The organism is Geobacter sp. AOG2 (genome assembly GCF_019972295.1).
Taxonomy (GTDB): domain Bacteria; phylum Desulfobacterota; class Desulfuromonadia; order Geobacterales; family Pseudopelobacteraceae; genus Oryzomonas.
This window is the reverse complement of sequence record NZ_BLJA01000001.1, coordinates 512,165-537,714: the sequence shown is the minus strand read 5'-3', so window position 1 is coordinate 537,714 and position 25,550 is coordinate 512,165. Positions and strand designations below refer to the sequence as shown.

Genomic DNA, 25,550 nt, shown 5'->3' with positions numbered 1-25,550 from the left:
AAAAGCCACCTTCTTTTTGAGAATTACCGTCCCCTGGCGGCCCCACCTTAACCGTTCGGCACAATAACCATAAACTGCGGCACCCCAACGCTCCCAGGCAACGAATTCAAATCTTGACCCAGCCTCTGCAAGGTTCCCGGCACTTGTTGCAGGAAAATTCGGACTAAGCAATCTCTGATAAGCAAGACAAGCTAGTAAGGCCTACCCTATCTTGTGTCCGGGGAACCGGGTGCGCAACCAAGCTAGTAATAAATTATAAGGCATAATTTGATAAAATGGCTCATTGATGTTTGACAGCACTGAACAAATAATGTAAATATGCATATAAACAAAATGGATATAATTGGATATTAGAATACAAAGACTGCTTATTCTAATCTATTCTTTGTTTATGCGAGGAACTATGAAGATCAAAACCAAGCTCTTCTTGAATGTTGCGATTGTTGCCGGCATTTCAATTATAATTTCCGTTACTTGCTATGTCAGCATGACCTTTATCAAGGAAAAACTGGCATATCTCACGGAAAAAAGCACACCATACCAACTCAGGACGCTGGAATATGAACGGTCCATCCAGGCGGCGACTGCCGACTTGGTCAAAGTGAGCACATCAAGGTTCAAGAAGGAGCTTGATGATGCCAGGGCGGAAGCGGCAAAATCACTTGAGACCGTAAAAACCTCCCAAACGACAATCGAGTCGATGTCCGGCGAAAAATTCAATACCTATTCCGAACTGGAAGATATTTTCAACCGGCTCGTCGAAACCGTCACGGCAAGCATAGTATCCGAGGAAGACGCCAACAACACGGCAAAAGCGACGACACAGCATCTGAATGAAACCATCGCCAAACTCAAGGAACTTGACGGCCTGGTTAAAGCCTTGCAAGCCTCGCGTTCCGCCACATACGTCACTTTCGTTGAAGGCAGGAACTCCTATGCCGACAAACTGACCAGCCTTGAAATGGCCAAGGCACAGCTTAAAGACACCATGGTCCTCTGCTTTCAATCGCAACGAGGAAATGTCAAGGGCTACAAAAGCGAAGTCAAGGGGCATCTCGACCGCTTACAGCAAAATGGCAATGTGCGCGGAAATCAAAAATTAAAGGCCGCAATAGCGAGCTTATCCATAAAACTTGATGAATATTTTACCTTGCGAATAGCAGGCAATCGTAAGGCCGACGGGATGATTGACGATCTTCTGGATAAACTGGATGGAATAATAGGGTCCCTTGACAACGAAATAGACAACATCAGTGAAAAAGTAGCAGATATAACCGGTAAAAACGGCAACTCGTTTGCGCAAGCAAATATTACGGTAAGCGCCCTTTCCAGCAATTCAGAGTTACTGGCGTATGGATCATCTGTCGACGGGCTTGTTACCAGGCTTTTTACGGCTACTACGGAAAAAGAGATAGATACGACTTTGGCGACTATCGCGGCTCAGTACACAAAAATACATAAGGCGGAGTCGGAGCTGCAAAAACATCTCAAAAAACTTAATGCCGTAAAAGAGCTCGCGGTGCTGAATAAAACGATATCTGCCCTGGATGGCGTCTATGCGAACCTTACCGCCAAGGGCGGAATAGTCCCGAAGCTGAAAAACAGACTCGCAATGCAGGAAGTTGCGTCTCAGGAATCGGTGAAACTCCGGAATATCGTCATGCAGCAAGCCCAGGAAAGCAGGCAAACGTCGAGCGTAGCACAGGGCGAGCAGGAGAAGTCGATTGCAGCCGTCAACTCCATGATCCGCAAAAGCCTTGGACTGATCCTGACCATAGGGGCGCTTGCGGTCCTTTCCGGCATTATCTTCGGCATCTGGATGTACCGGGCAATCGCCCGCCCTCTTTCCAGGCTTATTTCCACAACCCGCGAGATAGCTTCCGGCAACCTGAATTGCACCATATCCGCGGAAAGCAATGATGAGATCGGCCAGGTTCAGAAAGAAATGGCCACAATGACGGGCAGCCTCCAGAACATTGCCAAAAAGATCGGGGTGGCGACCGACACCCTGGCGGGGAGTTCGGAGGAACTCTCTTCCACGGCGCGTACACTGGAGAACAGCACGGAGCAGCAGACCGAGCGTATCGAGCAGTCTGCCGCCGCCATGACCGAGATGTCCCAGACCATAAACGATGTATCCAACAATGCCAACGAAACTGCGGATACCGCCGCGTCGATGCGCGAAACCGCCAACCGCGGGCGGGACAGGATGCATACCGCCGTCAGCCAACTCAACCAATTTGCCGAGACCATAAAATCCTCGGCCCTGGAGGTGGAGACGCTTGGTACTCAGTCGGAGAAAATAACCGGCATTGTCGCGCTCATCAACGACATTGCGGATCAGACCAACCTGCTGGCGTTGAACGCCGCAATTGAAGCCGCCCGGGCCGGAGAGCAGGGACGCGGTTTTGCCGTAGTTGCCGATGAAGTGCGCAAACTCGCCGCCAGGACCTCCGAAGCGACCGAGGAGATCGTGGAAAGCGTATCATCCATGAACACCGGTGTCGGCACGGCCGTCAAACTCATTCGGGAAGAGAGTTCTTCCGTGGACCAGGTTGTCAACATCGTGAACGAATCGGTACAGTCCATAGACGAAATTGTCGAAAACATGGACAAGATTACCGGCATGATCGGCAGGATCGCCGTCGCCGCCCAGCAGCAATCCGCGACATCGGATGAAATTTCAAGGGTTATGAATACTATCTCCGACGTCGCCCGGCAGATCAAGAGCGCCTTTGTCGACGTCAAGCAGTCTTCCGAAAATCTGGCCGCCACAGCCTCCGATCTCAATGACACCGCCAAATGGTTCCGACTGTAACGGCAGCGAATTGAAGATCATGGCAACGCCTCGCGTAATCTGATCGGGTTTTGGGGCGAGGCGGTCATTTCCCAGGGGGGCTCTTGCCCCCCCTCACCAATAAAGATACCGTTTGCGGCTGCGATTATGGCAGCAGCACGTCGACCTTGGCGCTCTTGCGAGCTTCGCCGACAAAATCTCCAATAGCCACATTCGTTTTTTGGGTTCTGAGGTAATCCTCGATCTTTTCCCTGGCTTCGGCCAAGGAGACCGTCTCTGCTTTTTTCCGGTTCAGCAACTTGATGATATGATAGCCAAACCGGGTCTCCACCACATTGCTTAGGCCTCCCGGTTCGAGAGCAAAAGCGGCCTGTTCGAATTTAGGGTCCATTTTGCCTTTGCTGAAGTAGCCCAGATCGCCCCCTTGCCTGCTGCTGGGGCAGGTCGAGTTTTCCTTGGCCAGTTTGACGAAATCGGCGCCCGCCAACAGCTCCTTGCGGAGCTTCTCGGCTTTATCGCGCGCGATCTTCTTCTCTTCGACCCCTGCCTTGCCGTCAACACCGATCAGGATATGGCTGGCCCTGATCTGCTCGGGCTGACGGAACTTGTCAGGATTCTGCTCATAAAACTTTTTGATCTCTTCGTCGCTGACCGTAATCTTGGGGGAGATGTTCGTGTCGATAAAATTGGCAATGACCAGTTCCCGGCGGGTAGAGTCATGGAGCATTTTTTCGTTCATCCCGATACGTTGGAGCGCTTTGTCATACTCCTTGGCGTCGGGGAAACCGCCTTTGATCTTCGCCAGTTTGGCGTCCGTCCGCTTGTCGAGATCTTTGACGGCAAGCCGCTGGCCGGCCTGAAAAAGCAACTCCGCACCGATCAATTGATTGAGAGCCTGCTTTTCGAATTCTTTTTGCAGATAGGGGGGGATTTGCAAATCGGGCCGTCCCGCCATCAAAACCGTTTCAGCCCGCTTGAGTTCGGCGACGGTAATATCTCTGTCATTCACCCTTGCCGCCGTTTTCTTCAGATCCGTCTCCGATGTTTTGGCAGTCGGCAAGGGCGGCGTCATATTTGACGATGCTACCGAACAAGCGGAAATGAAGAACAGCAATATCCCTATTGTACTTATTGATTTTGAAAGCATATGTAACATCCTCCCTAGGTATGTATGTTGCGGTACAAAGCAATCTTAACAAATAGACGGCGCTGTATATTTGAAATTCACTTGAATGATTACTATCGTATAGTTACGTTATGACATCGTTGCGGGATAATGAATCAACAAGCCTTTTAGCCAGTGGACTACTGATAGTATAGTACATTTCTCCGCCTTTACGCCTTCCTTCAACTATGCCATTTGTTTTTAATAATGAGATATGTTGCGATACTGTAGCCTGCTGTAATCCAAGAGACTCCCAGATGTTTCTGACACATTTTGATTCATGGATCATATTTGACAGGATTTTAAGTCGCACCGGATGACCAAGTATTTTTATGAGACGTGCCATTGATTTATATGAGTCCATAATTGCCTTCCGCTCAAACAAACTATTTAATAAGACTTATCTGCCAGATAAATCTCAGATGAGTTTTACATTACCAGCTATAATAAATTTTCAACACGTACCCGATAACATCTCCAGTGAGGCCAATGCAGTAACGTAAAACCATTATTCTCCGATAAACAATGCCCGGAGGGGGAACCCTCCGGGCAATTTCATTGTATGACATTGTTTCAGGCTGATTTAGTTCGTGCCGTCAACGGTAATGACCTTCTTGAAGTACCCCTTCTGGATACCGTTTTTGTAGACGTAAATCTCGACCGTCTTGTTCCCCGCCACACTGTAGGTGTGGGCCTTGGCGACGGAGAGGGCATCGCTGATGGTCACATAGTCATATTTGGCGTCGCCCCAGATGATCTTGACCTTGTCATTGGGGGTCGGCAACGGCGTGGCGGTAATCGTGCCGCCCCGGTTACCGGGATTATCCGTCCAGGTTATGACATCGGCAACCGGTACAACGACCTCGACCTGCTGTGTGGCCACCGAGACATTTCCACTCTCGTCGGTCACCTTCAGGGTGATGGTCTTCTGGCCGATGGTGCTGAAGGTTACGCTGGAGGTCTTTCCGGAAGCGATGGCAGTCCCGTCGCTGGAGGTCCAGTCGTAGGTGATGACGCCGGCGTCATCGGGTTTTGCCGCATAGGCCGCCAACGGCAGGACGGCATCTTTGGCGACCTGGATACCGGGGGCCGACTTGTCGGTATCGGTGAAACTGGATGAGAAATTGGCGAACGGCTTGACACCAATTCCGAACTTCGCCGCATTGATGACATTTTCATTGGCGAGGTAGTTGTTTACCCATGCCGTGCGGTTGGCATAGGTATTCCCTTTGACGTCGGTGAAGGTGCCGTCGATCGGATAAAGAGCCTCGGACCTGTCAAGAGGTTTCACTTTCTTGTAGGTTCCACCGGCATTCGAGGTGAACGTGCTTCCATCCCAGGTGCCCAGTTCATCGAATTCGACTTCAAGGGCGCCGCCTGCCTTGGTGGACAATTCGGCTCCGGTCACGATATCGTCCTTCAAGCCCACGACTTCCAGTTGTGAAGCCGGAGATTGCATGAACTGTGCGCCTGCCGTGGTCTTGATGGCAGTGCCGAGCATATCGAAATCGCCCTTGAACAATGAGGTTTTCGGTGTGGAAGAGTGGCAGTCGGCGCAACTGGTGCCGAGAACATAGGTCCGCGTCGGCCGCACACCGTGGGTCAGCTTGTAAGGACCGCCCAGCAATGCAAGCTGGGTGTTCGTCCAGTCCTTGTTGTCAACCGAACCCTTGATGGCGTTGCGATAGGCCTTGTAACCCGAGATCTCTTCCGGTGTCGAGAATACGACGTTGCCGCCGTACACACCGACGTACTTCCACGCGCCGGTGAAAGCGCCGGTTGCGTCATAGGCGCTCTGGTAGGAGCCGTTGCCAAAGCCGACCGGGATCGGAGCAAAACCGGAAGGGCCGAAATTCATGCCGGCCTTCAGGTCGCGGGCAATCCAGGGATCGTAGTTGGCGGTCAGGACGCCGGAATAATCGCCGGCATGGTGTGTCGGTCCCGAGCCGGTAACGCCGTCGCCATTGGCGTCAACGGCGGGGTCCACGTTGTTCCAGATCGCTGCGGTAATGATGTTCACGGCATAGACCTTGCGGCGCCAGCTCGTATTGGTGCTGGTGTTGTCGAAGGTTTTATAATAGTTGCCGTTTTTCTGCCATGTGAAGAGCGGTTCCCACTTCGTCAGGTTGGTATTCGCCGGAATACCCATGCCCGGATCGGAGAACATACCCAGCATGCCGCGCTCGGCGGCAAATCCAAGCATGTTGGGATAGCGGTTGCCGGAGGTGGAGTCCAGTTCGCGGACAACCATCTGCTCGCGTGCCAGGTGGCAGACCGTGCAGTCCATGACATCAAGATGGTTGCCGACGAACGGCACTTCGTTGCTGCCGTTGGTCGTCTTGACGGCCTGGGTGATGTTGGCCAGCAGACCTGCATTCTGATGGGCCGCCAATGGATTGGGAGCGCCGAACGTATCGATGGCCACACCATCGCTGTTTTTCCCGGTAACGTGGCAGTTCTCGCATTTTTTGACCGTATTCTGACTGTTGACGGTGGTTCTCTTGGCTGCATTGCCTTCTACGCCGGCAGCGCTGTCATAGCCTTTACCCGGATCGCAGAGACTCTTGCCGTCGAACGTGGTGTTCGGGTTGGCTGCATCCGTGGGGGCTGCAAACCGGTCAATCTTGGTGGTATTGGTGTTCATGTGACAGCCGGCGCACTCGAGGGTGAGGTGCACGTCGTAGCCGGGCGCCCACAGGTCGCCGCGCTTGAACCACTCGGCGCGGGGGAAGGGGACAACGCCTTTCTTGAGGGCATTCTGATCCTGCATGCCATTGCCAAGGCTGGCCTGATAGTAGATCGGACCGGTGCCGGCGGGGTTGCCGCCGCCCAGGAAGTACTGCTTCATGCCGGGCATGGCCGTGGAGAAGTCGGCAAATGCGGCCGCGTTGAACTCGGACCTTCCCATGGCCGACGGCCATCCTGCCGGAATCGTGGTGGTGAAACCGGGAGTCGTACTGGCGATACCCGTCATGGTCATGTACAGGGTCGGGGATGTCGCATATGGAGTCAGTGCCCAATCCCACGTGGCGCCGAACGGGGCGTTGAAGTCGAAGGCCGGCATGGCAAGGCCGGTGAACGATTGCGTGAAGCTGCCGGTGTAGGCCATCGGGGCGCTGGAGAGGAAGTCCCGCATCATGTCCGGAAGGTCTTTAAGGCCCGAAGGCATATGGCAGTTACGGCAGTTCTGACTTGGGGGATTGGCTTCCAGCTTGGCCAAAGCCGCCGGGGCAAGGGACACGGTGTTGTCGGAGTTCTTTGTCAGCAACCCGGTCGTGAAGTCATAGGCTTGCGTGAACATGTTCATAAAACCGGCGCCGAACGACGGCGTGGCGTTATGAGCGCCGCTGTAGGCCATAACCGATGACATCAGGTTGTTGAAACCGTCGAAATGGCACATCAGGCAGTCCATTTCCTTGACGTTGGGCATCATGACCTGCTTGTCGAAAACCGGCATGCTGCTTCCGTCGGGCATGGTCATGGTCATGGCCTGTCCCCAACCGGAATCGGTGATGACCGGCTGGCCGTTCATATAGAGCGGGTAGGACCAGGGAGACATCATGACCTGGTGTTTCGGCAGTCCCGTATCGGTAAAATACTGATCGAAGACCGTCATGGTGTAGGGGGTGGATCCGTCGACCGCCGGATTCATCATGCTGAAGCGTTTACCGTTCCTGTCTTTTTCCACGAAACCGCCGCCCGGATGGCAGCTGCCGCAGGTTGTCGACAGGTCCCATACCGAAAGATCGACCATGGTAAACTGGCTTCCGGTGTTCGTTGTTGAACCGGCGGTGACCGTACTGCTGCTGCCGGATATGAAATTGCTCAAATTATCAACGTAATTTAATGAGGAGATAGTCGAGTTGCCGGGATTTTGATTCATGAGGTTCGCCACCTGGCGAAGAGAGGGGCTTCACCACTTGCCGACCATGGCGGTCGACTGGGTCCATGGCTTGTTCTTGGTGGCATCGAATTTTCCGTCGGAAGAATCGGAGTACTCACTTCTCCCTTGGTTCGAATGGAACGCGTGGTCGGAGATCTTGTCGTAGGTGTAATCGACGCCGTTCATCACGTGGCAGCCTGCGGTGCCGCAGGTCTGCTTCGGGCTGTAGGGCATGCCGTTGCCGTTTGCATCGACCTGGACCGGCACTTTCGCTCCACCGGCCATTTGCATGCCGATTTCCTCGAAGGTATAGAGCGTGACCGGAGGATGGGCGGCAAACGAAGTGCCTGCCGCCAGGACCAGGCTGGCAGCGGTTGTCGCCGTCAGCAGGCCCGTTTTGATTCTCAATCGTTTCATGTAGTTGATTTCCTTTCCGTAGCAGTGTTTTTGCACTAAAGAAGACCACCGGCGATAAGCACCGGGGCCCGGGTACCTCTGCCGCATCAAACGGTTGCAGTGCGGCAGACGCTGCTCGATCCGCATGGGGGTGCGGGCCGGGCAAGGGAAAGAGAGCTGTAGCTCAAACTAGCAAAACCAGGACCAAAAACGCTTTGCATACGGCAAACGTTTTATATATGTATTTGGTTTAATGAATTATGATGGGAGGGGACCCGGCAAGATCAGCTTAACCAACTGAATTTTATTAATTTTATTCCGGTGGAGCGCGAGCAAACCGCGGTGAATACCCTCTGCCTCACCGTCTCTCGCTCCTGGGCGGATCGCTTCGTTGATGGGGAGGGGTTCGGACCGATTCGAATAATTTCACCCGTCCGGAGGGGGGATATAACCCACGCAGGGGGAAATGGCCCGATTGCCCGTTCAGCGCGGCGTATGGCTACTCGTGTGGTACGGGAACCGGCCTTCGCTCATCCAGCGCCCCCTATCAGTAATACTTGGGATTCGCTGCATGGCAACTCACCGTACAGCTCCGGGCGGAGGAATCGTATGTCCCCGAAGTGACAAACCGGAGGTCGAAATTGATCAGATGGGAGTTGGCGGCCACGGTGGCGCCGCGGGCCTGCGGGACGCCGTGGGGGTCATGGCAGACCGAGCAGGGGACCTGGTGGGTAACCACATGTTGCTGGTGGGCCGGAAACGCGGACTTGGCGGGATCAAGCACAATATTCTGATCGTGGCAGCGGAAGCAGAGGGCATAATTGGCCTCGCTGTAGGCGAGCGGGTAGATGTCGGTTTCATAACGGGCAACCAGGATATGCTTGTAGTTGGAACCGTGCGGCCCCTTGGGTTGGCTGCTGTCGTCGTTGGCGTGGCAGTCGCAGCAGTAGATCATACTGCTGGTGCTGTACTGGATGCGCAGGCTTGGTACGTTGCCGCCCTTGCCGATGGCCACCACGGGGTGAAAGGAGGGGTTCGAGGTATCGAAGTCCAGACGCGTATTGAGTTCCTGAATCTGCCTGACGATGGTCTGCGTGGCGTAAAAACTATTCTCGGCATGGCACCGAAAACAGATCTCAAACTCGTTGGTGGCGGCTGTGGGGAGCACCGCACCGCTGCTCGAAACCCCTTTGACCCCTACCAGGGAACCGGAGACGGCCGGGGCTGCCGCAGACGCCGTCTGCACCTGGTGGGGGTTGTGGCAGTCTTCGCATTCCACATGCTTCGAGGCGGTCAGCGGATTTTCGCCGGGGTCGTGGACGCCGGTGGTCGCGCTCACGGGATGATTGTAGAACTTGTTGGTTACGGTTGCTATATCCGCCGCCCCGCCGGTTGCCGAATGGCACTGATAACAGTTGGCCTCCTCGTCGGCGAATTTGAGCAGCCGCTCGTTTCTGCCGGCATTATGGCTGGCGTGGCAGAGGGTGCAGCCCGCCCCTTGACCGGCGGTGGCATGGATGGAGGCGTTCCATCCGGTTATGCTGTGGCAGGCCTTGCACAGAGCCGAGTCGGAGTTATTCATAACCAGGAACTTGCCGTAGGTATCGCTATGGGGGTTGTGGCAGGCGGTGCATTGAAGCATTCCCCCCTCTTCGAGCCGGACCGCGTGAGGAAGGGAACCGGGCGGATTGAGCTGGCCGTTCTGCAGGGCCAACTCGTTGGTGAAGGCAAAGGATATGGGATGGTCGTCACGCAGGTCGGTTTTCAGGTTGGTCGGGTTGCCGGTCGGCATGGAGGTTATTCCCCCGGCCATCGGGATGCTTTCCGACGAACCGTAAAAGGCCCCCAGGGCGATGGTGCCGTCGTGACAGCTGAGGCAGAGGCGTGCGGAGCCGCTCGGCTGCCCCGGTTTCGCCACCAGGGTCGAGGATTGGTAGAGGTCGTAGATGGCGGTGCTGGTCGGGCGGCTCCAGAGCGGTGTCAAGGGGTTCGCGTGATGGGGCGTGTGACAGAAAACGCAGACCCGCTCTTCGCTGACGGCCTTGATGGTGCCGGGCCCCGATATGGACAGGTTGTGTTTGCTGTTCAGTATTCCAGTAGCCACGGACGTGCCCGGAGCGATGATCGCCAGGGCCAAAGCCGCTATTACGAGTGTCGCCGGCTGCGAAATCTTCTGCATCGTTGTTTCCCCCTTACCGGACAAAGCCCTGCACCTGGTCAGGATACCGCCTTCGAGCCTAATTTCCCCGTGGTTCCCGGATGTACCGGAACACCTGGAGCCTGTTGTTGTAGGTATCGGCTACGTAGATGAAGTCGTTGCGATCGATGTAAAGCCCCGACGGCATCCAGAGTTCGCCTTTGCCGCCGCCTCTGTTGCCGTAGCTGAGCAGGAACTGCCCATCTTCATCAAATATCTGAACCGTATCGAAGAGCGCATCGCAGATATGCATGTGCCCGTCACTGTCGATGCCGATCCCCTTGGGTTTGGCAAAGAGCCCCGATGCGTTGCCCAGTTTGCCGAAGCCTTTCAGGTAGGCGCCATCCGCAGAAAAGATCTGCACCCGGCCATTAAGGGCGTCGGTCACGAAAATACGCCCCTGGCCATCGACCGTCAGGTCGGTGGGACGGTTGAACTGGCCCGGATTTTCGCCGGGCATGCCGAAACGAAAGGCCTCCGCTCCTTTGATGGTGAAGGCCGCGATCTGCCCCGCCAGGGTATCGCTTACGTACAGCAGGTTGTTGCGCGGGTTGTAGACGATGCCGGTAGGCCGCTGCAAACCGTGGGTAATGAACGGTTCAACCCGGAGGTCGTCAAGATTGAACCGATAGATTTTCCCCGCCGCCGAGTCGCTCACGTAGACCATTTCGCCGGCATCCTCCGCGATGCCGATAGGCGATGAAAACCGGTTTCCCTCCTGTCCCCTGACCAGTTCGTACCGTCCTGAAGCCCGGTCGATGACATGGATGGCCCTGCCGCCCGCATCGGCGATGAGTATCCGGTTCTTGTCATCCACGTGAAGGCCGTAGGGACGGGTAATGCGTATCACCTCCTCACCGAAGACGGCGCCCCACAACCTGCTCCAGAAGCCTTTGCGGATCCCGGCGTCATCGGCGGTAGCAAGGGACTGGACCCAGACGACGCGGGGCGGCATGGGGGGAGGCGGCCAGACGATCTTGTCGAGCGTGGTTGCCGTGTTCGGCCCGGAGACGGCGGCACACCCCACCGTCCCCGCCACGAGGGCGAACGCCAGGAGCCATGCCACGGCAAGTGCGGTCCCCCGCGGCAATCGTTCCCTTCCTGCGTGGGTCGCGGTGCGTTTCATCAGAATATCCTCCGTACATTCAGGGTAACGGACTGGCTTCGGCTGTAGCCGGATGACGAGACCCCCCAGTTCGCCGAGGAATCAAGCGTGACGACCGTTCGGCCGAAGTTGCCTTCCAGGCCGAGTTCGATACTGAACCTGTTACTGGTGGCGGAAGCCGTGAACAGATTGTAGTAGCCCAAGGTCGCCTTGCCCTTGAAATTCTGCGCGATCAAGCGGCTGTAGGCGGTGGACAAAAGAAAGGTGTTGTCCCATCCCTGCGAGTTTGATGCGCCTGCGGCGGTGTTTTCGTACCACGAATAACGCTCGTTCGCCTTGGTGAGAAGCGAAGCCTTGCCCCCGGACAGGGTGTGCGTCCAGAGCGCCTCGATATGCTGGAGGTTCTGGTACACGCTCTTGTTGAGCGAATATTCGAGCGATACCGTATGGGGAGCGAGCAGGCTCTCGATACCGGCGGCGAGATGGGTGTTCGCCCCGATCGTTGTGCTGGGGTCGGTTCCGCTGAGAATCCGGCTGTCGCTGTGGCTGTAGTTGGCGTGCAGGAGGAATTTTCTCCCGAACAGGCCAACTCTCCCGCCGACGGTATGACCGGAAGTGGAAAAGGTGATGTTCGGGCTCTGACGATAGGAGTAACTGATATAAATGATCGGGACCCCCGGGTCGGAATTGATCAGGAGCCTGGTCTGGAACCCGGACAACACGACGCTGAAGTCGCTGAAGGGGAGCGTTCTCCCGGCGTCCTTGAAGATGGCGACCGTGCCGCTGTCGATATTGTTCGCCGTCAAGTCGACGAATTGGGGAAACAGGGAACCGAGCGGAACCTTCTCCACCTCCGTCAAGCTCACGTCCGTGCGCTTGCGCTCCTGAATCGTATACTGATAACCGTAATTGAGCCTGATCGAGCCATCCCTGGCGAGTTCGTTCGTATAGACGATGTTCGCATTCCACGAGGCATTGCGGTCCGACCCGTCGTTATAGCTCCCTTGCGCGAGAGACCCTCCCACATTGGTCAGCAGGCATTTGAGATACTTTTGCGAGAGCGACCCGGAGATGCTCTCCTGATTATTGGCCCGGTTCTCGTCCACGTTGCGGTTCCTGGTATAGGAGAGATTGCTGTCCAACGCCTTCCCGATCTGCCAGTTGAGGAATGACCCGAAATAGGTCTGCAAACCCGGATAATTGCCGCTCCGTTCATGGTAAACGAACTTTGAATCGATCTGGCGGTGCAAGCCTTGAACATTTTTCCAGGAGAGGGTATTGGCCGCGTCGAGGTTGCAATCGTTACGGTTGTCGGTTGTGCCGGTCCCGAGCAGGGTCTGGCGATCAAAAGACTGGGCCAGGAAAAGTCTTGTCCTGCTCAGTTCTTTGGTTCTGTGGAGAAACAAAACGGATGCCGTCTGGGAAGAGCGGTCGATGTCGTCGGCAAGGCCGTGGGTTGTCGAAGAACTCCGGTCGTAGGTTAACGTGACCGGCAGATGTTTGTTCGGGATGCCGAAGGAAACGCTCTGCCCCTCCGTGTCGAGTGTATAGGCCCGGCTGAAGGGCGGCCGGATTGTTGCGTTGGATGAACTGGCTGAAAAATTGAAAGGATAGTTCATGCGGTCGAGGATGATTCCGTTGACGTTGTAGGATACGTGCGTGTTGTTACCCGTAGAGCCGCCTTCCGTGGTATTGTTGACCAGCATCTGATTGGCGCTGAGGGTTATGGTGGCCTCGCCGCGGAGCAGGCGGGGGTGCAGGATCGAATACCCGCCGCCGATGGTGTAGGATTCGCTGAAGTCATTATTGGTCGAGCTGTTTTTCGTGGTACCGGCCTTGCTCAGGCTATCGTTATAGTTGTAACTGAGCCCCGCGGACTGGCGCAGGTCGCTCAGACCGAGCAGGGTGAAGCGGGCCGCTTCGGCAGATGCGGGGAACAGTGTCAAGGCCGCGCCGAACCCGGCAAGACCATACGAAAGAAACCGGACTGCGTCCCGCACGGTGACGGATGCGTTCCTGCAGATCATCAGGACGGGACTCATAAACCGTTAACTCCGACAGTGCTCCCCATCGCGAGAACTACTTCAGAAAATAGGCCGAATCCCCGGCATGGGGATCGTGACAGTTGTCGCAGGCTATACCCTTTTCAGCGAACAGGTCGTGCATGCGGGCGGCTTTGCGGCGCTCGGTGTGACACTTGGCACAGAGAGCCGCTTTATTCGTGGTAAGCAACGACGGATAGGCAGAGGTGTGGGGGAGGTGGCAGGCCAGACAATCGCCCACCGCCGCGGGACCGTGCTGGAACGGCTTGGTCAGGAGGTCCTTGTGGCACGTGAAGCAGAGATTTTCCCGCGACGTGACCAACAGTCCCTCTTCGCCGCCGCTCGCGCCCCCCTTGTCCGCCTTGTGGCAATCGTTGCAGCGCTTCTCCTTGTAGGGGCTGTGCTCGGACCCCCTGACCGCCGCCGAAAGTGCCGGAGCGGCGTTTGCCTGGTCTTTCAGGGCGGCGGCCTTGACCCGTTCCACATGTTCCTTGCAGAGTTCCTCGACAGGCGGGAGGGTCGGGTATCCGTCGAGGATGGAGGTCAGGGCCTTGTGCCGGGTAAGGGGGTCGCAACCCGTGACCGACCAGATCAGGCCGGCCGACAAGGCGCAACAAAGGGCGCGGCGCAGGCGCATATGCGTGTTTTCCACGGGAGAATGGCCTCGCTTCTACTGTGCCGGCGGGACGTCGGCGCTGCCCTCGCCAATCGCCGGTTGGCCGGTGGCTTTGTCTTTCCCCTCCTGGGCCTTTCGGGCCTTTTCCGCAGCCTCTGCCGCCCGCTTTTCCTGGTCGGCAAGCGCCTTCCTGTACTCGGCGTCGTAATCGAGCCCCTGTTTTTTGCCGAGGCCGTAGACATTGATCATGTGATCGCCGACCTGGCTCACCACGAAAAGCACCTTATCGAGGATAAAATCCGGAGCGGCCAGCTTCTGGTAATAGCCGAGATTGTCGCTGGTGACGGCAATGCCGGCGGGGATGTTGAGCGAGCCCGGCGTGCCCGGCGCGCCGAAGAACATCAGCAGCCGCATCTGCGGGTCGAATATCTGCACCTGTTGAGCGGCGGCATCTACCACGTAGACAAGGCCGTCCTTATCCACGGCAACCCCGCGGGGGCGGCCGAATTCTCCGAAATTGACGCCCAGACGGCCATAACCCATCAGGAAGTTGCCGTCCCGGTCCAGCTTGATGACCCGGCCGGTGCCGAAGTTGGAGACATACAGGACCCCCTTGCCGTCGGTCGCCATGTTGGTGGGGCCGGACAGGCCTTTTCTGGGGTCTTCGTCACGGCCGATGGATTTCTGGTAATCGCCGGTGATCCGGTCGAAAAGGTGAACCTGGCTGCTGGCCTGATCCAGGATGTAGACGAAGTTCCCCTCAACCCCCACGGCAACCGGTTTCATATCCTTGCCCCGGCCGAAGCTGCGCAGAAAGGAGCCCTCGGGGTCGTACTGCAGCACTTCCAGCCGGGAGGTATCGGCGACATAGATGTTGCCTTGCTCGTCGACCGCCACGTTTACCGGTTTTTTCAGCCGTCCGGCATTGACGTTGCCCGGCAGGCGGGTCATTTTTTTATTGGGGAGGTCAATGATCAGGACGTCCGCCTGGACGGTGTCGCAGACATAGACCTTGCCGTTGCCCACCGCGACCCCATAGGGTTTGACCAATGGGATGAAATCGTCGCTGTTGCTGCCGTTGAGAGCCAGAAGCGACAGCGCCTTGCTCTCCACGACGTCGGTCGAGTCCTTGATGGCCTTGAGAAACTGAACGCGCGGCAGGTCGGGGGGAGCGGGCCAGAATACCCGTTTCATACCGGATCGACCGGCGCAGGCCGTCAAGCTTATGGTCAGAAGCGCCAAGGCAATCCACTTCATACCCGCCCTCCACATCCGTTCCTGATTTGCATCCTTTTTGCTCATGCCTTCCCCCTTGTTTTTTCGGACGGCAGCCACATGCCGCGCCGAAAAACCCGCCCAGTGGCGGCGCTTTAATATAAATTTATATGCATACATGGATAAAATAGCGGCAAGAAAAGGGCCGCCGGAGCCCGGCAGCCCTTTGAGAGCTGTACACGACAGGCACGTGCTCAATTATTTGTTCTTATCATGGCATGACAGGCACAGCGCGGAGTCCTTCTGGTCCGCGAGCAGGAAGTAACCGCGGCCGGAAGCCGGTGCAGTGTTCTGAACGGCCGTGCCGTTATGAACGTCGTGGCATGAGGCGCAGGTCATGACGGCGCCAACTCCGTCGATGTTCGTGAGGACATCGGAGATCTTCTTGACCCCTATGGAAGAATCGGCTGTTTTCAACTCATACCTGCTATCCCCCTGCATGTCGGCATACACGAATCCGACCGGATGGTCATTGGAAAGCCCATACGATTGGCCGATGGCGAAGTGCCCTGAACCGAAGTAATTCATCTGGTCGTCGCCCAGGTTCGAGACCGTGCCGGTTTTCCCATAGTAGGAGTCAACGGCGGTGTTGCCGTCATGGCAGCTCATGCAAAGGCGCGAGGGGCCTGCCATGTTGTCGTAGAATTTGCCGTCCGCTGCGGGATTGAAGGTGGCGCTGACATACTGGTCGAACTGGGTGCTGAGAACGGCACGGCTCCAAAGGGGCACGTAGACGTTGTACGTAATGTCGGTCGTGGTACCGGTGCCCGGATCGGTAACCGTTACCGTTGAGGTCTGGGTCGGGTCGGCCGAGTGGTGCGGGGTGTGGCAGTATGCGCAGACACGCTGGTCGGTATCTTTTACGCCGCCGTTGTTGGTAAGGAACACGTTCATGTCATGCTTGGAGCCGACAATGCCGCCGCCTTGGGAGCCGGCGGCTCCATAGGCCAGGGTGGCGCCCGCAACGATACCGGCGAGGGCGACAAGGGTAATGATCTGTTTTTTCATGGGTACTATTTCCTCCTGAAATAGGTAATTTTTTGGGTACGCTCCGTGGCTCTCTTTCTCTGTGGATCCTGCACCTTACCGAAAACGGCAGCTTCCCCCAAAGCAACCGTTTCCCTGCAAACTCCTTGTTGCGTGCAGATGACACGGTGATAAAGCAAGTCGGATGCCAGTAAAATAATGATTTTTATCGCACCTCAACATATCGAATATATTAATAAAGGCATTTATTGCCGCAGCATCGACCGCTCCGATTACAAAAATGTGGGGGATTTCGCTCAGCGGGCAAAAAGAGGTGGGGTATATGCACCACTGCCGTGAGGGCACACGGAAAACGGCGCCCTGCAAGGCGCCGTTCATGGAGGCGACACACGGGATAATGCTATTTTTTCAGGGGGATACGAAGGTCGAAGGGCGTCTCCCGGTCATAATTGAACCGGCGGTGACATCCCGGAGCGCAGCTCCCCCCGGTCGGGGTGAGCTGAAAGCGGCTCTTGATCCGCCATTGGCCGAACTTTGCCCCATCAGCGCTGATCAGCATGGGGCCGCTGGAGGCGTGCGGCTCGTGGCAAGCCCGGCAACTATGGCCCTTGCCGGTGTTGACATGTACATAATGGAGGTTCCTGCCGCCGTTGCGGAACTTCGTATAGAGGGTGGTTTCGGAGAAACGGAAGATATTTTTGTCATGGCATTTCATGCACAGACTGTAGCTGCCATCTTTATAGGAAACATAAAAGTCGCTGGGGTAATTTCCCGCCAGTATCCTGGGGAAGTCCGAGCCATGGGGCGAATGGCAGCCACTGCATTGAGCTTTTTGAATGGGGCCATGCAGGTGCTTCTTCCCATCCAGTTCCTTTTTGATGTTGCCCAGGGGCGGGGTGCCAAGCTTATCGGTATTGTGACAACCGAGGCAGGCGCTTTTTTCGTCATCGGCCTGGAGCAGCCCCTTGGCCTTGGAGAAATGCGCCGTATGGCAGTTGGCGCACAGTTTGCCGCTAACGACAGGCTTGTGGGGTACTTTGTTGTTTCTGATCTTCTTCCCCGTTTCCGTGTGACACCCCGTGCAAAGGTCCGGCATCGCCTGTTTCAGGAGGTTGGGCCACGCCGAGCTGTGCGGGTTGTGGCAGGAGGTGCACGGTTCCTTCTTCACGGGCGGATGGACGACCGTTGCGGCTTGCATTTTTTTGGCAAAATAGGCGTGGCACGCCAGGCAGGTTTCACGGGGAGCCGCTTTTAAAAGAGCCTTGCCGTCGGATTGGTGAGGATCGTGACAGGTGGTGCAACTTCCGCTCGCCACGGGGCCGTGGGCGTATTTCCGGCTGAAGGGCTCGCTGTCGTGGCAACCGAGGCAGAGACCTGTCTGATCCTCGCTGTCGTCGAGAAGAAAGCGGCCGTTTGCTCCATGGGGTTTGTGGCAGGAGAGGCAATCCCCGTCCTTGACCGGTGCATGGACCACCGATTTCTTCCCCATTGCGTCATGGCACTGATAACACAGAGCTGCGCCCTTGGCGGTCACGTCAAAGCTTTTGCCTCCTTTGAGCGGATGTTCCTTGTTTTTTTGCACATGGCAGGAGAGACAGTCGTTCTCTTTGACCGGCTGATGCATGTTTTTTATGGTAGTAAAAGAAAGATGGCAGGATGACGTCACGCAGGTTTCGGCATATGCCACCGCTGCCGTGGCGCCGAGCATCATTACCGGGAGAAGGGATACGAGGCGCCTCGTTACCGCGATGCATGGGGAGGCCCCGGTTTTCATGGGGTTAAGACGATCAATGGTCATCATTCAGGTAGTCGTTCAGAAGTGAGCGAAGGGTTGCGGCGTCATCCGGCAGATTCCTGCTTTTCATGCACTGCATGATTTTCTTGATTTCGTCGGTGCCGAGGGAAAGCGGCGGGGCCGGCATCGTGTCGTCTCCGCCAAGCTCCTTATACGCGCGGTACCTGGCACAGGAGCTGTTATCCCCGAAACAATACTTGTTTTTTATGTAGTCCGCCGCCTGGGGCATTTCCGGCATCGCATCGTTGAAAAATTTGCAGCATTTGAATATCTCACAAACCATGACATACTCCCAATCCCATGTTCATGTGCAGAGCGGTGGCGGTTTCAGCGCCAGGAGTCCGACGCCTACTTGCGATCAAGCTCTTTCAGTATTTTTTTCGCTTCCCGATACCCCTGCTCCGCAGCCATGCGGAACCATTTTTCAGCCTCGTCCTGATCCTGTTTTCCGCCAAGCCCCTGGAGAAGCATCATCCCCAAATCATATTGGGCATTTGCAAAGCCACTTTCCGCGGATTTACGAAAAAGTTTACGGGCCTCATTGAAGTCGGCTTCGACCCCTTCGCCTCTCACGTACATGAACGCCAGATTCCACTGGCCAACCGGATAACCCTGCTCAGCCGACTTCCGATACCACTTGACCGCTTCCTGCTTGTCCATTTTGATGCCCACGCCCGAGGCATACAAAACACCAAGCTTCGACTGGGCGTCCGCCTTGCCCTCCTCCGCCAGCTTCCTGATCGCGGGGATGTCCAAGCCGTCGAATCCCCAGGCAGGCATGGAAGCCACAACAAACTGAATGCACCAGAAAATGATTGCGACATGCGGTTTTTTCACTTTTCAACTCCCTGACGCCCCTGCTTTATGCACCCGCCATCTACCGTGGCACGCAGGAGAAATGGCTGTGATCGCATACAATTCGCACCTTGGTGTGGCGCCGCCATGAAAGCCCGGAGGCCAATCCGCTCAAGTTTCCGGAATATCCGCGGCAGATAACAAGAACGCCTCCCTGGGGAGGCGCTTGTCGCTGTGTCGTTAGCCCCGGAGGACGAAAACCGGCGTCAGGCGCTTCATACCGGTTTGGTGAAATGGTCCGGGAGCAGGCCAGCGTTACCTTACCCCTTCCGCCCTCAGCAGTTGGCCCACTTGGAGGCACTATATCCATCAAGTTTGGACTCGCCCTGAACCGTGTCCAGCAAGCCTCTCTCCGTATATTCGGAAATTCCGAATTTTTTCATGCGGTAACGCAAGGTATCACGACTCATCTTGAGGGATTTTGCCGCCTTTGACTGGTTGCCGTTGGCGTTTTCCAGGGCAAGGGTGATCAACTGTTTTTCAACCTCCTCGAAGGAGATCCCTTCGGGGGGCAGTTGGAACCCGGCAAAACGGCCTCCATTATCCGCCGGTAATGCGGCATACGTGGCCGGCAACGGTTCCGGGCTCTGCTGATCCCGTTGAGGTTCCCTGCATAAATGGAAGTGCGCCAGCTCGTGGCCTTTCTCGAGCATCATGGCCCGCTCGATGACATTGCGCAGCTCGCGGACATTGCCCGGCCAGCAATAGGAAAGCAACTCTTCCAACGCATCGGGTGAGACCCGTTCAACCCTCCTGCCATACTCGGCATTCAGGCTCTGTATGAAATACTGTACCAGGGCGGGGACATCCTCGAGCCGTTCACGCAGTGGCGGGATACGGATATTTATCATATTGAGCCGGTAGTACAGATCTCCCCTGAAACGCCCGTCCGCAACCATTTGCGGGAGGTCCTGGTTGGTCGCGGCAATGATTCGTACATCCGTCTCCACCTCACCCTCGCCTCCAAGGCGGCGAAAGCGCTTCGTCTCCATGACTTTCAGCAGCTTCGTCTGCATCGTGGGCGGCATGTCGCCTATTTCATCGAGGAAAACAGTACCGCCATTGGCAAGCTCGAAGATCCCTTTCTGCTTTTTGGATGCATCGGTGTATGCGCCTCTTTCATGCCCGAACAGTTCGTTTTCGATGAGATTCTCCGGTATGGCCGCACAATTCACCTCAACGAACGTTGCACCGGATCGAGCGCTGTACTGGTGGACGGCCCGTGCCACCAATTCCTTTCCGGTACCGCTTTCACCGGTTATCAGGACCGTTTTTGCGTCAGTCGAGGCACACACGTGCACCAGCCGGAAGATATCCACCATCTTGGGAGAGTTGCCGATCATTTGGTCCGGCGCGGTTTTTTTCCGGCGTTCCGTGGAGAGGGACTCGACATCTTTTTTCTGCTTTTCCTCCAAACTTTGAGCTACGGCATGAACGATCATCTCCATGTTGAACGGCTTGCCGAAAAAGTTGACCGCACCCAGCTTGAACGCCTTAACGGCTGAATCCGCAAGAGAGCTGGCGGTAATGACGATGAAGGGGAGATTGCCGTCATCCTCCCTCATCGTAACAAGCAGGTCGAGGCCAAAAATATCGGGAAGATAGAGGTCAAGTATCACCAGCTCAGGTTTGAAATCGTGAAATTTTTTGAGGGTTTCCTCTCCTGAAGCAGCCGTTTCGACAACATATCCGGCCTTTTCAAGCCTCAGACAAAGCATCGAGGAAATAAGATGTTCATCGTCGACAACGAGAATTCTGTTATTCAAGGCTGCCCTCCTCAATCAATCATTGCTCCGGATTCTCCGCGATGGCTATCGCGAGAGAAAAGCAATTCTCCACGCATTACACACGAACAGATTAAATTAATGCTATATATAGAGAATATTATCTATAAGGTAAAACGATTTGTTTTAATGATGATATTCAAGTTTCCGATGAGGCTGCACGACACAATTCAAATTACTGATATTATTACATTAAAATCTGAAGAACTATTTTGTATAACCATAGTGGCAGTAAAAATTTTTTCGTTTATTCAACAAGCCGGTTGCCCGGCTTCTCCACATAAGCCGGACCAAAAAGTGAACAGCCGTTACGCCATTGAGGTGGCTACCCCGTTCAATGATGTTCCAAATATCAACGTCTCCGTAAAACCCGCTTATCCCCCACCCTGATGGTAACCTTCTCGCTGTCGAAATACTCCAGAAGCGGTATCAGAAATTTGCGCGACAGTCCCGTCAGCTCGCGATATTCCGGCGGGGTTATCCCTCCATTTTCCTGGAGATGGCGTACCAGTTTCTGCCGAAGGGTCTCCAACGCCTCGCCGGCGTAGAACAGGTCGCTGGCGATACGCACTGCGCTGCCGGTTCTGGTCAGAAGGGCAATGGTATCCCGGACGGATTTTTCGCTGCAGTGAAGACGCTCCATAAGTTCTTTTATGCTGGAAGGTTCAAGCGCTTTTTCGCGCAGAAACAGGGAGACGGCCGCTGTCATGTCGCCTGCCTGAGAGGCTGCCGGCACAGCCCGCCCCGCCGGCCTGACGATATCCCGTTCGGGAACCAATAACCCGTCCCGCTCCAGGGCCGAAAGGAGCGGGGTAAAAAAACGCGGATCGCTCCGCTTCGGCAGCCGCGTCCTGAGCTCTTCCTTTCCTATCCCCTCTTTCAGCGGGTTGGCGGCCAAAAAAGCGTTTACTTCATCCACTAACCCATTCTTAAGAGTCCCGAAGGCTTCCTTTGCCAGAAAAATACGTGGTTCGCGGGTCATCTGAAGGATATCGCCCGTACTCAGGAGTGCTGAAATCGCTGCTTCGGCCGCCTTGCGGGGGATACCGGAGCGCAGGAGGATATCGTCGAATGAAATTCCCGTCAGCTTGCTCTGTCCGATTATCAGGGCGCTGATACGCTGATGCTCCTGATTTTCCAGCGAATCGAGAAGTTGCACCGTTTCTTCGCTCCGGCGCCTGCGGCCGGGGGGAAAGGGATCCAGCACTACTCCGCCGCCTATGGTTACGGCGGGGGAGGCTGTCCGCAGTATGTAGCTGTCCCCCGAGATCAGCAACACCGGTTCACTCAGACGCAACTGCACATAGGCGCTGTCCCCCGGCTGGAGTACATCGCGATCCAGCAAAATAACGTGGGCCTGAACCTCATAGGTGGCCGAATGGAGGCGCACGCCCGCGCGATGCTTCAATTCCCGGGGCGCCGTCGGAAGATAGTCGAGGCGGACATCCACGGCTCGCGTTGCCTGAAACACGTCACGCGGAACAACCACGTCTCCGCGATGCACCTGGTCCAGGTCAACTCCTTGCAGATTGACCGCCAGGCGCTGGCCGGCAAGACCTCTCTCCACCTTCCTTCCGTGGGCCTGAATGCCACGAACCCGGCCTTCTCTCGCCGAAGGAAGCAGTTTGAGGTCGTCACCCACGGCAATCTCGCCTGAAAGGAGCGTTCCGGTCACCACGGTACCGAAACCGGCCATGGTAAAGACCCTGTCCACCGGCAAGCGGTACTGCCCCTCGCGGCGTTTTTCGTCAACGGCACCTGCCAGATCGGCGAGGACCGCCTTCAACTCTTCGAGACCTTCGGCCGTGCGGGACGAAACCGGCATGATCGGAGCGTCTTCCAAAAAACTGCCGGCCACGAATTCACGCACTTCCTCCGTCACCAGTTCCAACCATTCCCGCTCAACCAAATCGCGCTTGGTCAGGGCCACCAACCCTTTTTTAACTCCAAGCAGCCGCAGGATATCCATATGCTCCCTTGTTTGGGGCATGATCCCTTCGTCGGCCGCTACGACCAGCATGACGACATCCATACCGCCAACGCCGGCCACCATGGCCCGCACGAACCGTTCATGTCCCGGGACATCGACGATGCCGAACCGGATGCCCCCGGAAAGTTCCAGGTGGGCAAACCCCAGTTCGATGGTAATCCCACGCGCCTTTTCTTCCTTCAACCGGTCGGTGTCAATACCGGTCAGACACCTTACCAGTGAGGTTTTTCCATGGTCGATATGGCCGGCCGTGCCGAGGATGAGGTTTTTCATGGCCGACACCTCGCGAAAACGCGAAGGGCCAGATTGAGTGATTCGGTGACGTTGTGGGTGAAGATGATCCGCGCCGGGTCGGGAACGGAAAACAACCGGCCCGGAGAGGCGCCGATGCCACGCATGGCATGTATGACCGCCTGATACGTGGATTCCGGCTTGGGGTGCGATGTTGCCGCGTTATCGAGATAGATGGCCATATGCGCGGGTTGACTTTCTGAAGGATGAACTTGGGTGCGAGCTTCCAACAAACCAGAGGGGGTACGGAAATTTTCCGGGGTTATTCAGGGCAACCTGTCAAACGCCCCATGCAATGCGTGCTCTTGGCAACACCGGATCCGTATAAGCATAAAATGGCGGAAGCACATGGGAATCGAACCCACCGGGGCGATTTCTCATCCCCCCCACCGGTTTTGAAGACCGGGCCGCCCACCAGCGACGGACGTGCTTCCGAAACAAAGATACTGCCCGATTTGCCCGTATCGCTTACCTGTCAGCGTTGTGCCCGGAGGGCTTGAAAGGTGACGGCAAAGAAAAAACCGAATGGACGCTCTCGATAAAATTCTTGAAATAATAATTTTCAAGCCACTTATGGTCAGTGGCCAACGTGCGCGAACGGGTATATGAAAAGCCGGGAATAACATGCTCCCGGATCTCCCCCCTCCGAAGATGATCATCGACCAGGTCTCTCGATACGAAAGCAACGCCTTGTCCCTGCAGGATGGATTGTATTGTGAGGGGGAGATCGTCATAGATATCCACGCCCTTGAAATTATCCATGCTGAAACCGAGGTGGCATAAGTTTTTCTTGAGAAGACAGCGCGAACTGCAGCCTTCCCTGTGGGTAATAAGGCGATACTTGAATAGATTTTTCAACGTAGCCCCTTCGCTTGGTATCTTTAACGAAGGCGATGAAACTAAAACCAGGTCATCCGGAGGCAGACGGAAATAGGCAGCTTCCTCTGAAATCAATTCATCGCAGTGCTCAATAACGATAAGGTCGAAATGCTTATCAGCCAGGCCTTTAATCGACTGCTCCGATTGTTGAGCGATGAGCTCCAAACTCACCTCTTCGGATTTTTCCTTCATAAAAAGTTTAAGAACCTTCGGCAGATAAACGATACCGAACGTAGGTGTAAACCCAACCGAAAGCTGTATCTTTCTCCCGATATTTTTCATTTCATTTTCGATTTCCTGTTCAGCCGTCAATATCAGGTTCGTCTTCTCCAGGACCTTCTCTCCCGGCGGGGTCGCCCTGAGAACGGAGCCGGAACGGTCCACGAGTTGGCACCCATAGTGGTCTTCAAGCAATTTTATGCGCTGGGAAACCGTGGACTGGGACAAACACAGCTTTTCAGCGGCACGGGAAAAACTGCCCGTCTTCAGCACCATCATGAGTGTCCTCAGATATTGCGTTTCCATCAGATATCCTCGCGTTATCCAGCCAATACATACCTACAGGGAAGAGATGCCAATAACATCATGAGCGAAGTTAGCGGCCCGGCAGGTAACTACATAAAATGTTTGATGTCTGTTTGCGGCAACACATTCGTCAGTGCCGCTTGTTCGATAACAACCGATCGTATCCATCGCCTCGCCGGCAGGAGTTGGCGACAGAAAACCATCCCCGAATAAACATATGTGCATATGCCTAATCAAGTATAACGTAAATCAGATATATATATTTTTGAATTAAGCAAAATGCATACCAGATTGGCCTCTCCGATGGGAGGCTGAAACCATAAAGCGACGATCAGGAACTATTTCAACGCAGATAAATTATAAATCACCTTATTAACATATAGTTACGATATCGGAAATCTTGAGATACCATAAAACAATTCCATGGCATCCCCTCGGGGCTATTTCGTTGCCTTGCTTAAAAACGAACTTTTATTTACTCATTGCGTCAAATGACCCATGTCGAAAAACGAGTGAATAATCCTTAATGACACGCGCGAATCAGGCATCAATGTCATGCCCCCTCTGCCGAGCATGACAATCAACAAAAAAAACCCTCCTGCTCATAGCGGGAGGGCTCCTTCGTCTCGGCTTCCCCAGACCGGGGAAATTTTGGTGGGCATACTTGGGTTCGAACCAAGGACCTGCCGATTAAGAGTCGGCTAGCCTACCGGCAAGGGACATGACCAACAAAAAAGGCCCTGAACCGAAGTTCAGGGCCTCATTGTTTTTGGCGTCCCCTACCGGATTTGAACCGGTGTCGCCGCCGTGAAAGGGCGGTGTCCTGGGCCGGGCTAGACGAAGGGGACGTTTTCAGTGGTGAGCCGCGTTGGGATCGAACCAACGACCACCTGATTAAAAGTCAGGTGCTCTACCGACTGAGCTAGCGGCTCAAAGAGAATTGCATTTTTACAACAGAAACAAATACG

General features: G+C 55.4%; 18 protein-coding genes, 3 tRNA genes and 1 pseudogene. 2 read left to right on the top strand and 20 right to left on the bottom strand.

Translation table 11 applies throughout. The features are described 5' to 3' along the window. Nucleotides 1-403 precede the first annotated feature (403 nt). On the top strand, nt 404-2,818 hold the full coding sequence (locus LDN12_RS02320; protein ID WP_223921080.1) for a methyl-accepting chemotaxis protein: 2,415 nt from the start codon (nt 404-406) through the stop codon (nt 2,816-2,818). Nucleotides 2,819-2,942: 124 nt separating this feature from the next. Here the strand turns inward: LDN12_RS02320 and LDN12_RS02315 are convergent, their stop codons facing one another. From LDN12_RS02315 to LDN12_RS02250, 14 genes are all read right to left on the bottom strand, one after another. After that, complete coding sequence (locus LDN12_RS02315; RefSeq protein ID WP_374045027.1) at nt 2,943-3,944, bottom strand: peptidylprolyl isomerase; 1,002 nt, start codon at nt 3,942-3,944, stop codon at nt 2,943-2,945. Between the two features lie 103 nt (nt 3,945-4,047). Then, on the bottom strand, nt 4,048-4,308 hold the full coding sequence (locus tag LDN12_RS02310) for a metalloregulator ArsR/SmtB family transcription factor (RefSeq protein ID WP_308464323.1): 261 nt from the start codon (nt 4,306-4,308) through the stop codon (nt 4,048-4,050). A 237-nt stretch (nt 4,309-4,545) separates the two neighbouring features. After that, nucleotides 4,546-7,845, bottom strand: coding sequence for a PKD domain-containing protein (locus LDN12_RS02305; protein ID WP_223921077.1), 3,300 nt, complete (start codon nt 7,843-7,845; stop codon nt 4,546-4,548). A 30-nt stretch (nt 7,846-7,875) separates the two neighbouring features. Next, complete coding sequence (locus tag LDN12_RS02300) at nt 7,876-8,262, bottom strand: cytochrome C (RefSeq protein ID WP_223921076.1); 387 nt, start codon at nt 8,260-8,262, stop codon at nt 7,876-7,878. A gap of 526 nt (nt 8,263-8,788) precedes the next feature. Then, the gene (locus LDN12_RS02295) at nt 8,789-10,420 is read right to left on the bottom strand and encodes a cytochrome c3 family protein (RefSeq protein ID WP_223921075.1); all 1,632 of its coding nucleotides are present in this window, start codon (nt 10,418-10,420) and stop codon (nt 8,789-8,791) included. A gap of 58 nt (nt 10,421-10,478) precedes the next feature. Then, nucleotides 10,479-11,564, bottom strand: a complete 1,086-nt coding sequence (locus LDN12_RS02290; RefSeq protein WP_223921074.1) for an SMP-30/gluconolactonase/LRE family protein — start codon at nt 11,562-11,564, stop codon at nt 10,479-10,481. After that, a complete protein-coding gene (locus LDN12_RS02285; RefSeq protein ID WP_223921073.1) occupies nt 11,564-13,585 on the bottom strand; it encodes a hypothetical protein in 2,022 nt (673 codons plus the stop codon). Before LDN12_RS02285 ends, LDN12_RS02290 begins: the two co-directional genes overlap by 1 nt. 37 nt (nt 13,586-13,622) lie before the next feature. Next, the gene (locus LDN12_RS02280) at nt 13,623-14,237 is read right to left on the bottom strand and encodes a cytochrome c3 family protein (RefSeq protein WP_223921072.1); all 615 of its coding nucleotides are present in this window, start codon (nt 14,235-14,237) and stop codon (nt 13,623-13,625) included. An 18-nt stretch (nt 14,238-14,255) separates the two neighbouring features. After that, nucleotides 14,256-15,503: a hypothetical protein gene (locus LDN12_RS02275; RefSeq protein WP_223921071.1), complete on the bottom strand. Its 1,248-nt coding sequence runs from the start codon at nt 15,501-15,503 to the stop codon at nt 14,256-14,258. Nucleotides 15,504-15,674: 171 nt separating this feature from the next. Further along, nucleotides 15,675-16,484 carry a cytochrome c3 family protein gene (locus LDN12_RS02270; RefSeq protein ID WP_223921070.1) on the bottom strand — a complete coding sequence of 270 codons (810 nt, stop codon included), beginning with the start codon at nt 16,482-16,484 and terminating at the stop codon, nt 15,675-15,677. A gap of 379 nt (nt 16,485-16,863) precedes the next feature. Further along, nucleotides 16,864-18,264, bottom strand: coding sequence for a cytochrome c3 family protein (locus LDN12_RS02265; protein WP_223921069.1), 1,401 nt, complete (start codon nt 18,262-18,264; stop codon nt 16,864-16,866). Further along, complete coding sequence (locus LDN12_RS02260; protein WP_223921068.1) at nt 18,251-18,541, bottom strand: hypothetical protein; 291 nt, start codon at nt 18,539-18,541, stop codon at nt 18,251-18,253. Before LDN12_RS02260 ends, LDN12_RS02265 begins: the two co-directional genes overlap by 14 nt. 65 nt (nt 18,542-18,606) lie before the next feature. Continuing rightward, the gene (locus tag LDN12_RS02255) at nt 18,607-19,095 is read right to left on the bottom strand and encodes a tetratricopeptide repeat protein (RefSeq protein WP_223921067.1); all 489 of its coding nucleotides are present in this window, start codon (nt 19,093-19,095) and stop codon (nt 18,607-18,609) included. Nucleotides 19,096-19,388: 293 nt separating this feature from the next. Beyond that, a complete protein-coding gene (locus tag LDN12_RS02250; RefSeq protein WP_374045071.1) occupies nt 19,389-20,831 on the bottom strand; it encodes a sigma-54-dependent transcriptional regulator in 1,443 nt (480 codons plus the stop codon). Between the two features lie 12 nt (nt 20,832-20,843). Here LDN12_RS02250 and LDN12_RS02245 point away from each other — a divergent pair, with 12 nt between their 5' ends. Beyond that, nucleotides 20,844-21,287, top strand: a complete 444-nt coding sequence (locus tag LDN12_RS02245; protein WP_223921065.1) for a hypothetical protein — start codon at nt 20,844-20,846, stop codon at nt 21,285-21,287. On the opposite strand, the gene selB is transcribed toward LDN12_RS02245, so the two are convergent. The 6 genes and pseudogenes from selB to LDN12_RS02215 all read right to left on the bottom strand — a co-directional run bounded on the left by selB (nt 21,250) and on the right by LDN12_RS02215 (nt 25,514). Then, entirely contained in the window at nt 21,250-23,160 is a 1,911-nt protein-coding gene (gene selB, locus LDN12_RS02240; protein WP_223921064.1) for a selenocysteine-specific translation elongation factor, read from the bottom strand. The genes LDN12_RS02245 and selB overlap by 38 nt on opposite strands. 20 nt (nt 23,161-23,180) lie before the next feature. Further along, a pseudogene (locus tag LDN12_RS02235) lies at nt 23,181-23,360 on the bottom strand (cysteine desulfurase); the annotation flags it as partial. Between the two features lie 154 nt (nt 23,361-23,514). Next, a tRNA-Sec gene (locus LDN12_RS02230) sits at nt 23,515-23,612 on the bottom strand. A 34-nt stretch (nt 23,613-23,646) separates the two neighbouring features. Further along, on the bottom strand, nt 23,647-24,582 hold the full coding sequence (locus LDN12_RS02225) for a LysR family transcriptional regulator (RefSeq protein WP_223921062.1): 936 nt from the start codon (nt 24,580-24,582) through the stop codon (nt 23,647-23,649). 770 nt (nt 24,583-25,352) lie between these two features. After that, a tRNA-Glu gene (locus tag LDN12_RS02220) sits at nt 25,353-25,430 on the bottom strand. Between the two features lie 8 nt (nt 25,431-25,438). Next, nucleotides 25,439-25,514: transfer RNA gene (locus LDN12_RS02215), tRNA-Lys, on the bottom strand. Between the last annotated feature and the right edge of the window lie 36 nt (nt 25,515-25,550).

Bases quoted from the DNA above. Each gene is read 5' to 3' on its own strand.
- LDN12_RS02320 (WP_223921080.1), top strand. From the start codon at position 404: ATGAAGATCAAAACCAAGCTCTTCTTGAATGTTGCGATTGTTGCCGGC.
- LDN12_RS02315 (WP_374045027.1), bottom strand. From the start codon at position 3,944: ATGCTTTCAAAATCAATAAGTACAATAGGGATATTGCTGTTCTTCATT.
- LDN12_RS02310 (WP_308464323.1), bottom strand. From the start codon at position 4,308: ATGGCACGTCTCATAAAAATACTTGGTCATCCGGTGCGACTTAAAATC.
- LDN12_RS02305 (WP_223921077.1), bottom strand. From the start codon at position 7,845: ATGAATCAAAATCCCGGCAACTCGACTATCTCCTCATTAAATTACGTT.
- LDN12_RS02300 (WP_223921076.1), bottom strand. From the start codon at position 8,262: ATGAAACGATTGAGAATCAAAACGGGCCTGCTGACGGCGACAACCGCT.
- LDN12_RS02295 (WP_223921075.1), bottom strand. From the start codon at position 10,420: ATGCAGAAGATTTCGCAGCCGGCGACACTCGTAATAGCGGCTTTGGCC.
- LDN12_RS02290 (WP_223921074.1), bottom strand. From the start codon at position 11,564: ATGAAACGCACCGCGACCCACGCAGGAAGGGAACGATTGCCGCGGGGG.
- LDN12_RS02285 (WP_223921073.1), bottom strand. From the start codon at position 13,585: ATGAGTCCCGTCCTGATGATCTGCAGGAACGCATCCGTCACCGTGCGG.
- LDN12_RS02275 (WP_223921071.1), bottom strand. From the start codon at position 15,503: ATGAGCAAAAAGGATGCAAATCAGGAACGGATGTGGAGGGCGGGTATG.
- LDN12_RS02270 (WP_223921070.1), bottom strand. From the start codon at position 16,484: ATGAAAAAACAGATCATTACCCTTGTCGCCCTCGCCGGTATCGTTGCG.
- LDN12_RS02265 (WP_223921069.1), bottom strand. From the start codon at position 18,264: ATGATGACCATTGATCGTCTTAACCCCATGAAAACCGGGGCCTCCCCA.
- LDN12_RS02260 (WP_223921068.1), bottom strand. From the start codon at position 18,541: ATGGTTTGTGAGATATTCAAATGCTGCAAATTTTTCAACGATGCGATG.
- LDN12_RS02250 (WP_374045071.1), bottom strand. From the start codon at position 20,831: ATGCTTTGTCTGAGGCTTGAAAAGGCCGGATATGTTGTCGAAACGGCT.
- LDN12_RS02245 (WP_223921065.1), top strand. From the start codon at position 20,844: ATGTTCATCGTCGACAACGAGAATTCTGTTATTCAAGGCTGCCCTCCT.
- selB (WP_223921064.1), bottom strand. From the start codon at position 23,160: ATGAAAAACCTCATCCTCGGCACGGCCGGCCATATCGACCATGGAAAA.
- LDN12_RS02225 (WP_223921062.1), bottom strand. From the start codon at position 24,582: ATGGAAACGCAATATCTGAGGACACTCATGATGGTGCTGAAGACGGGC.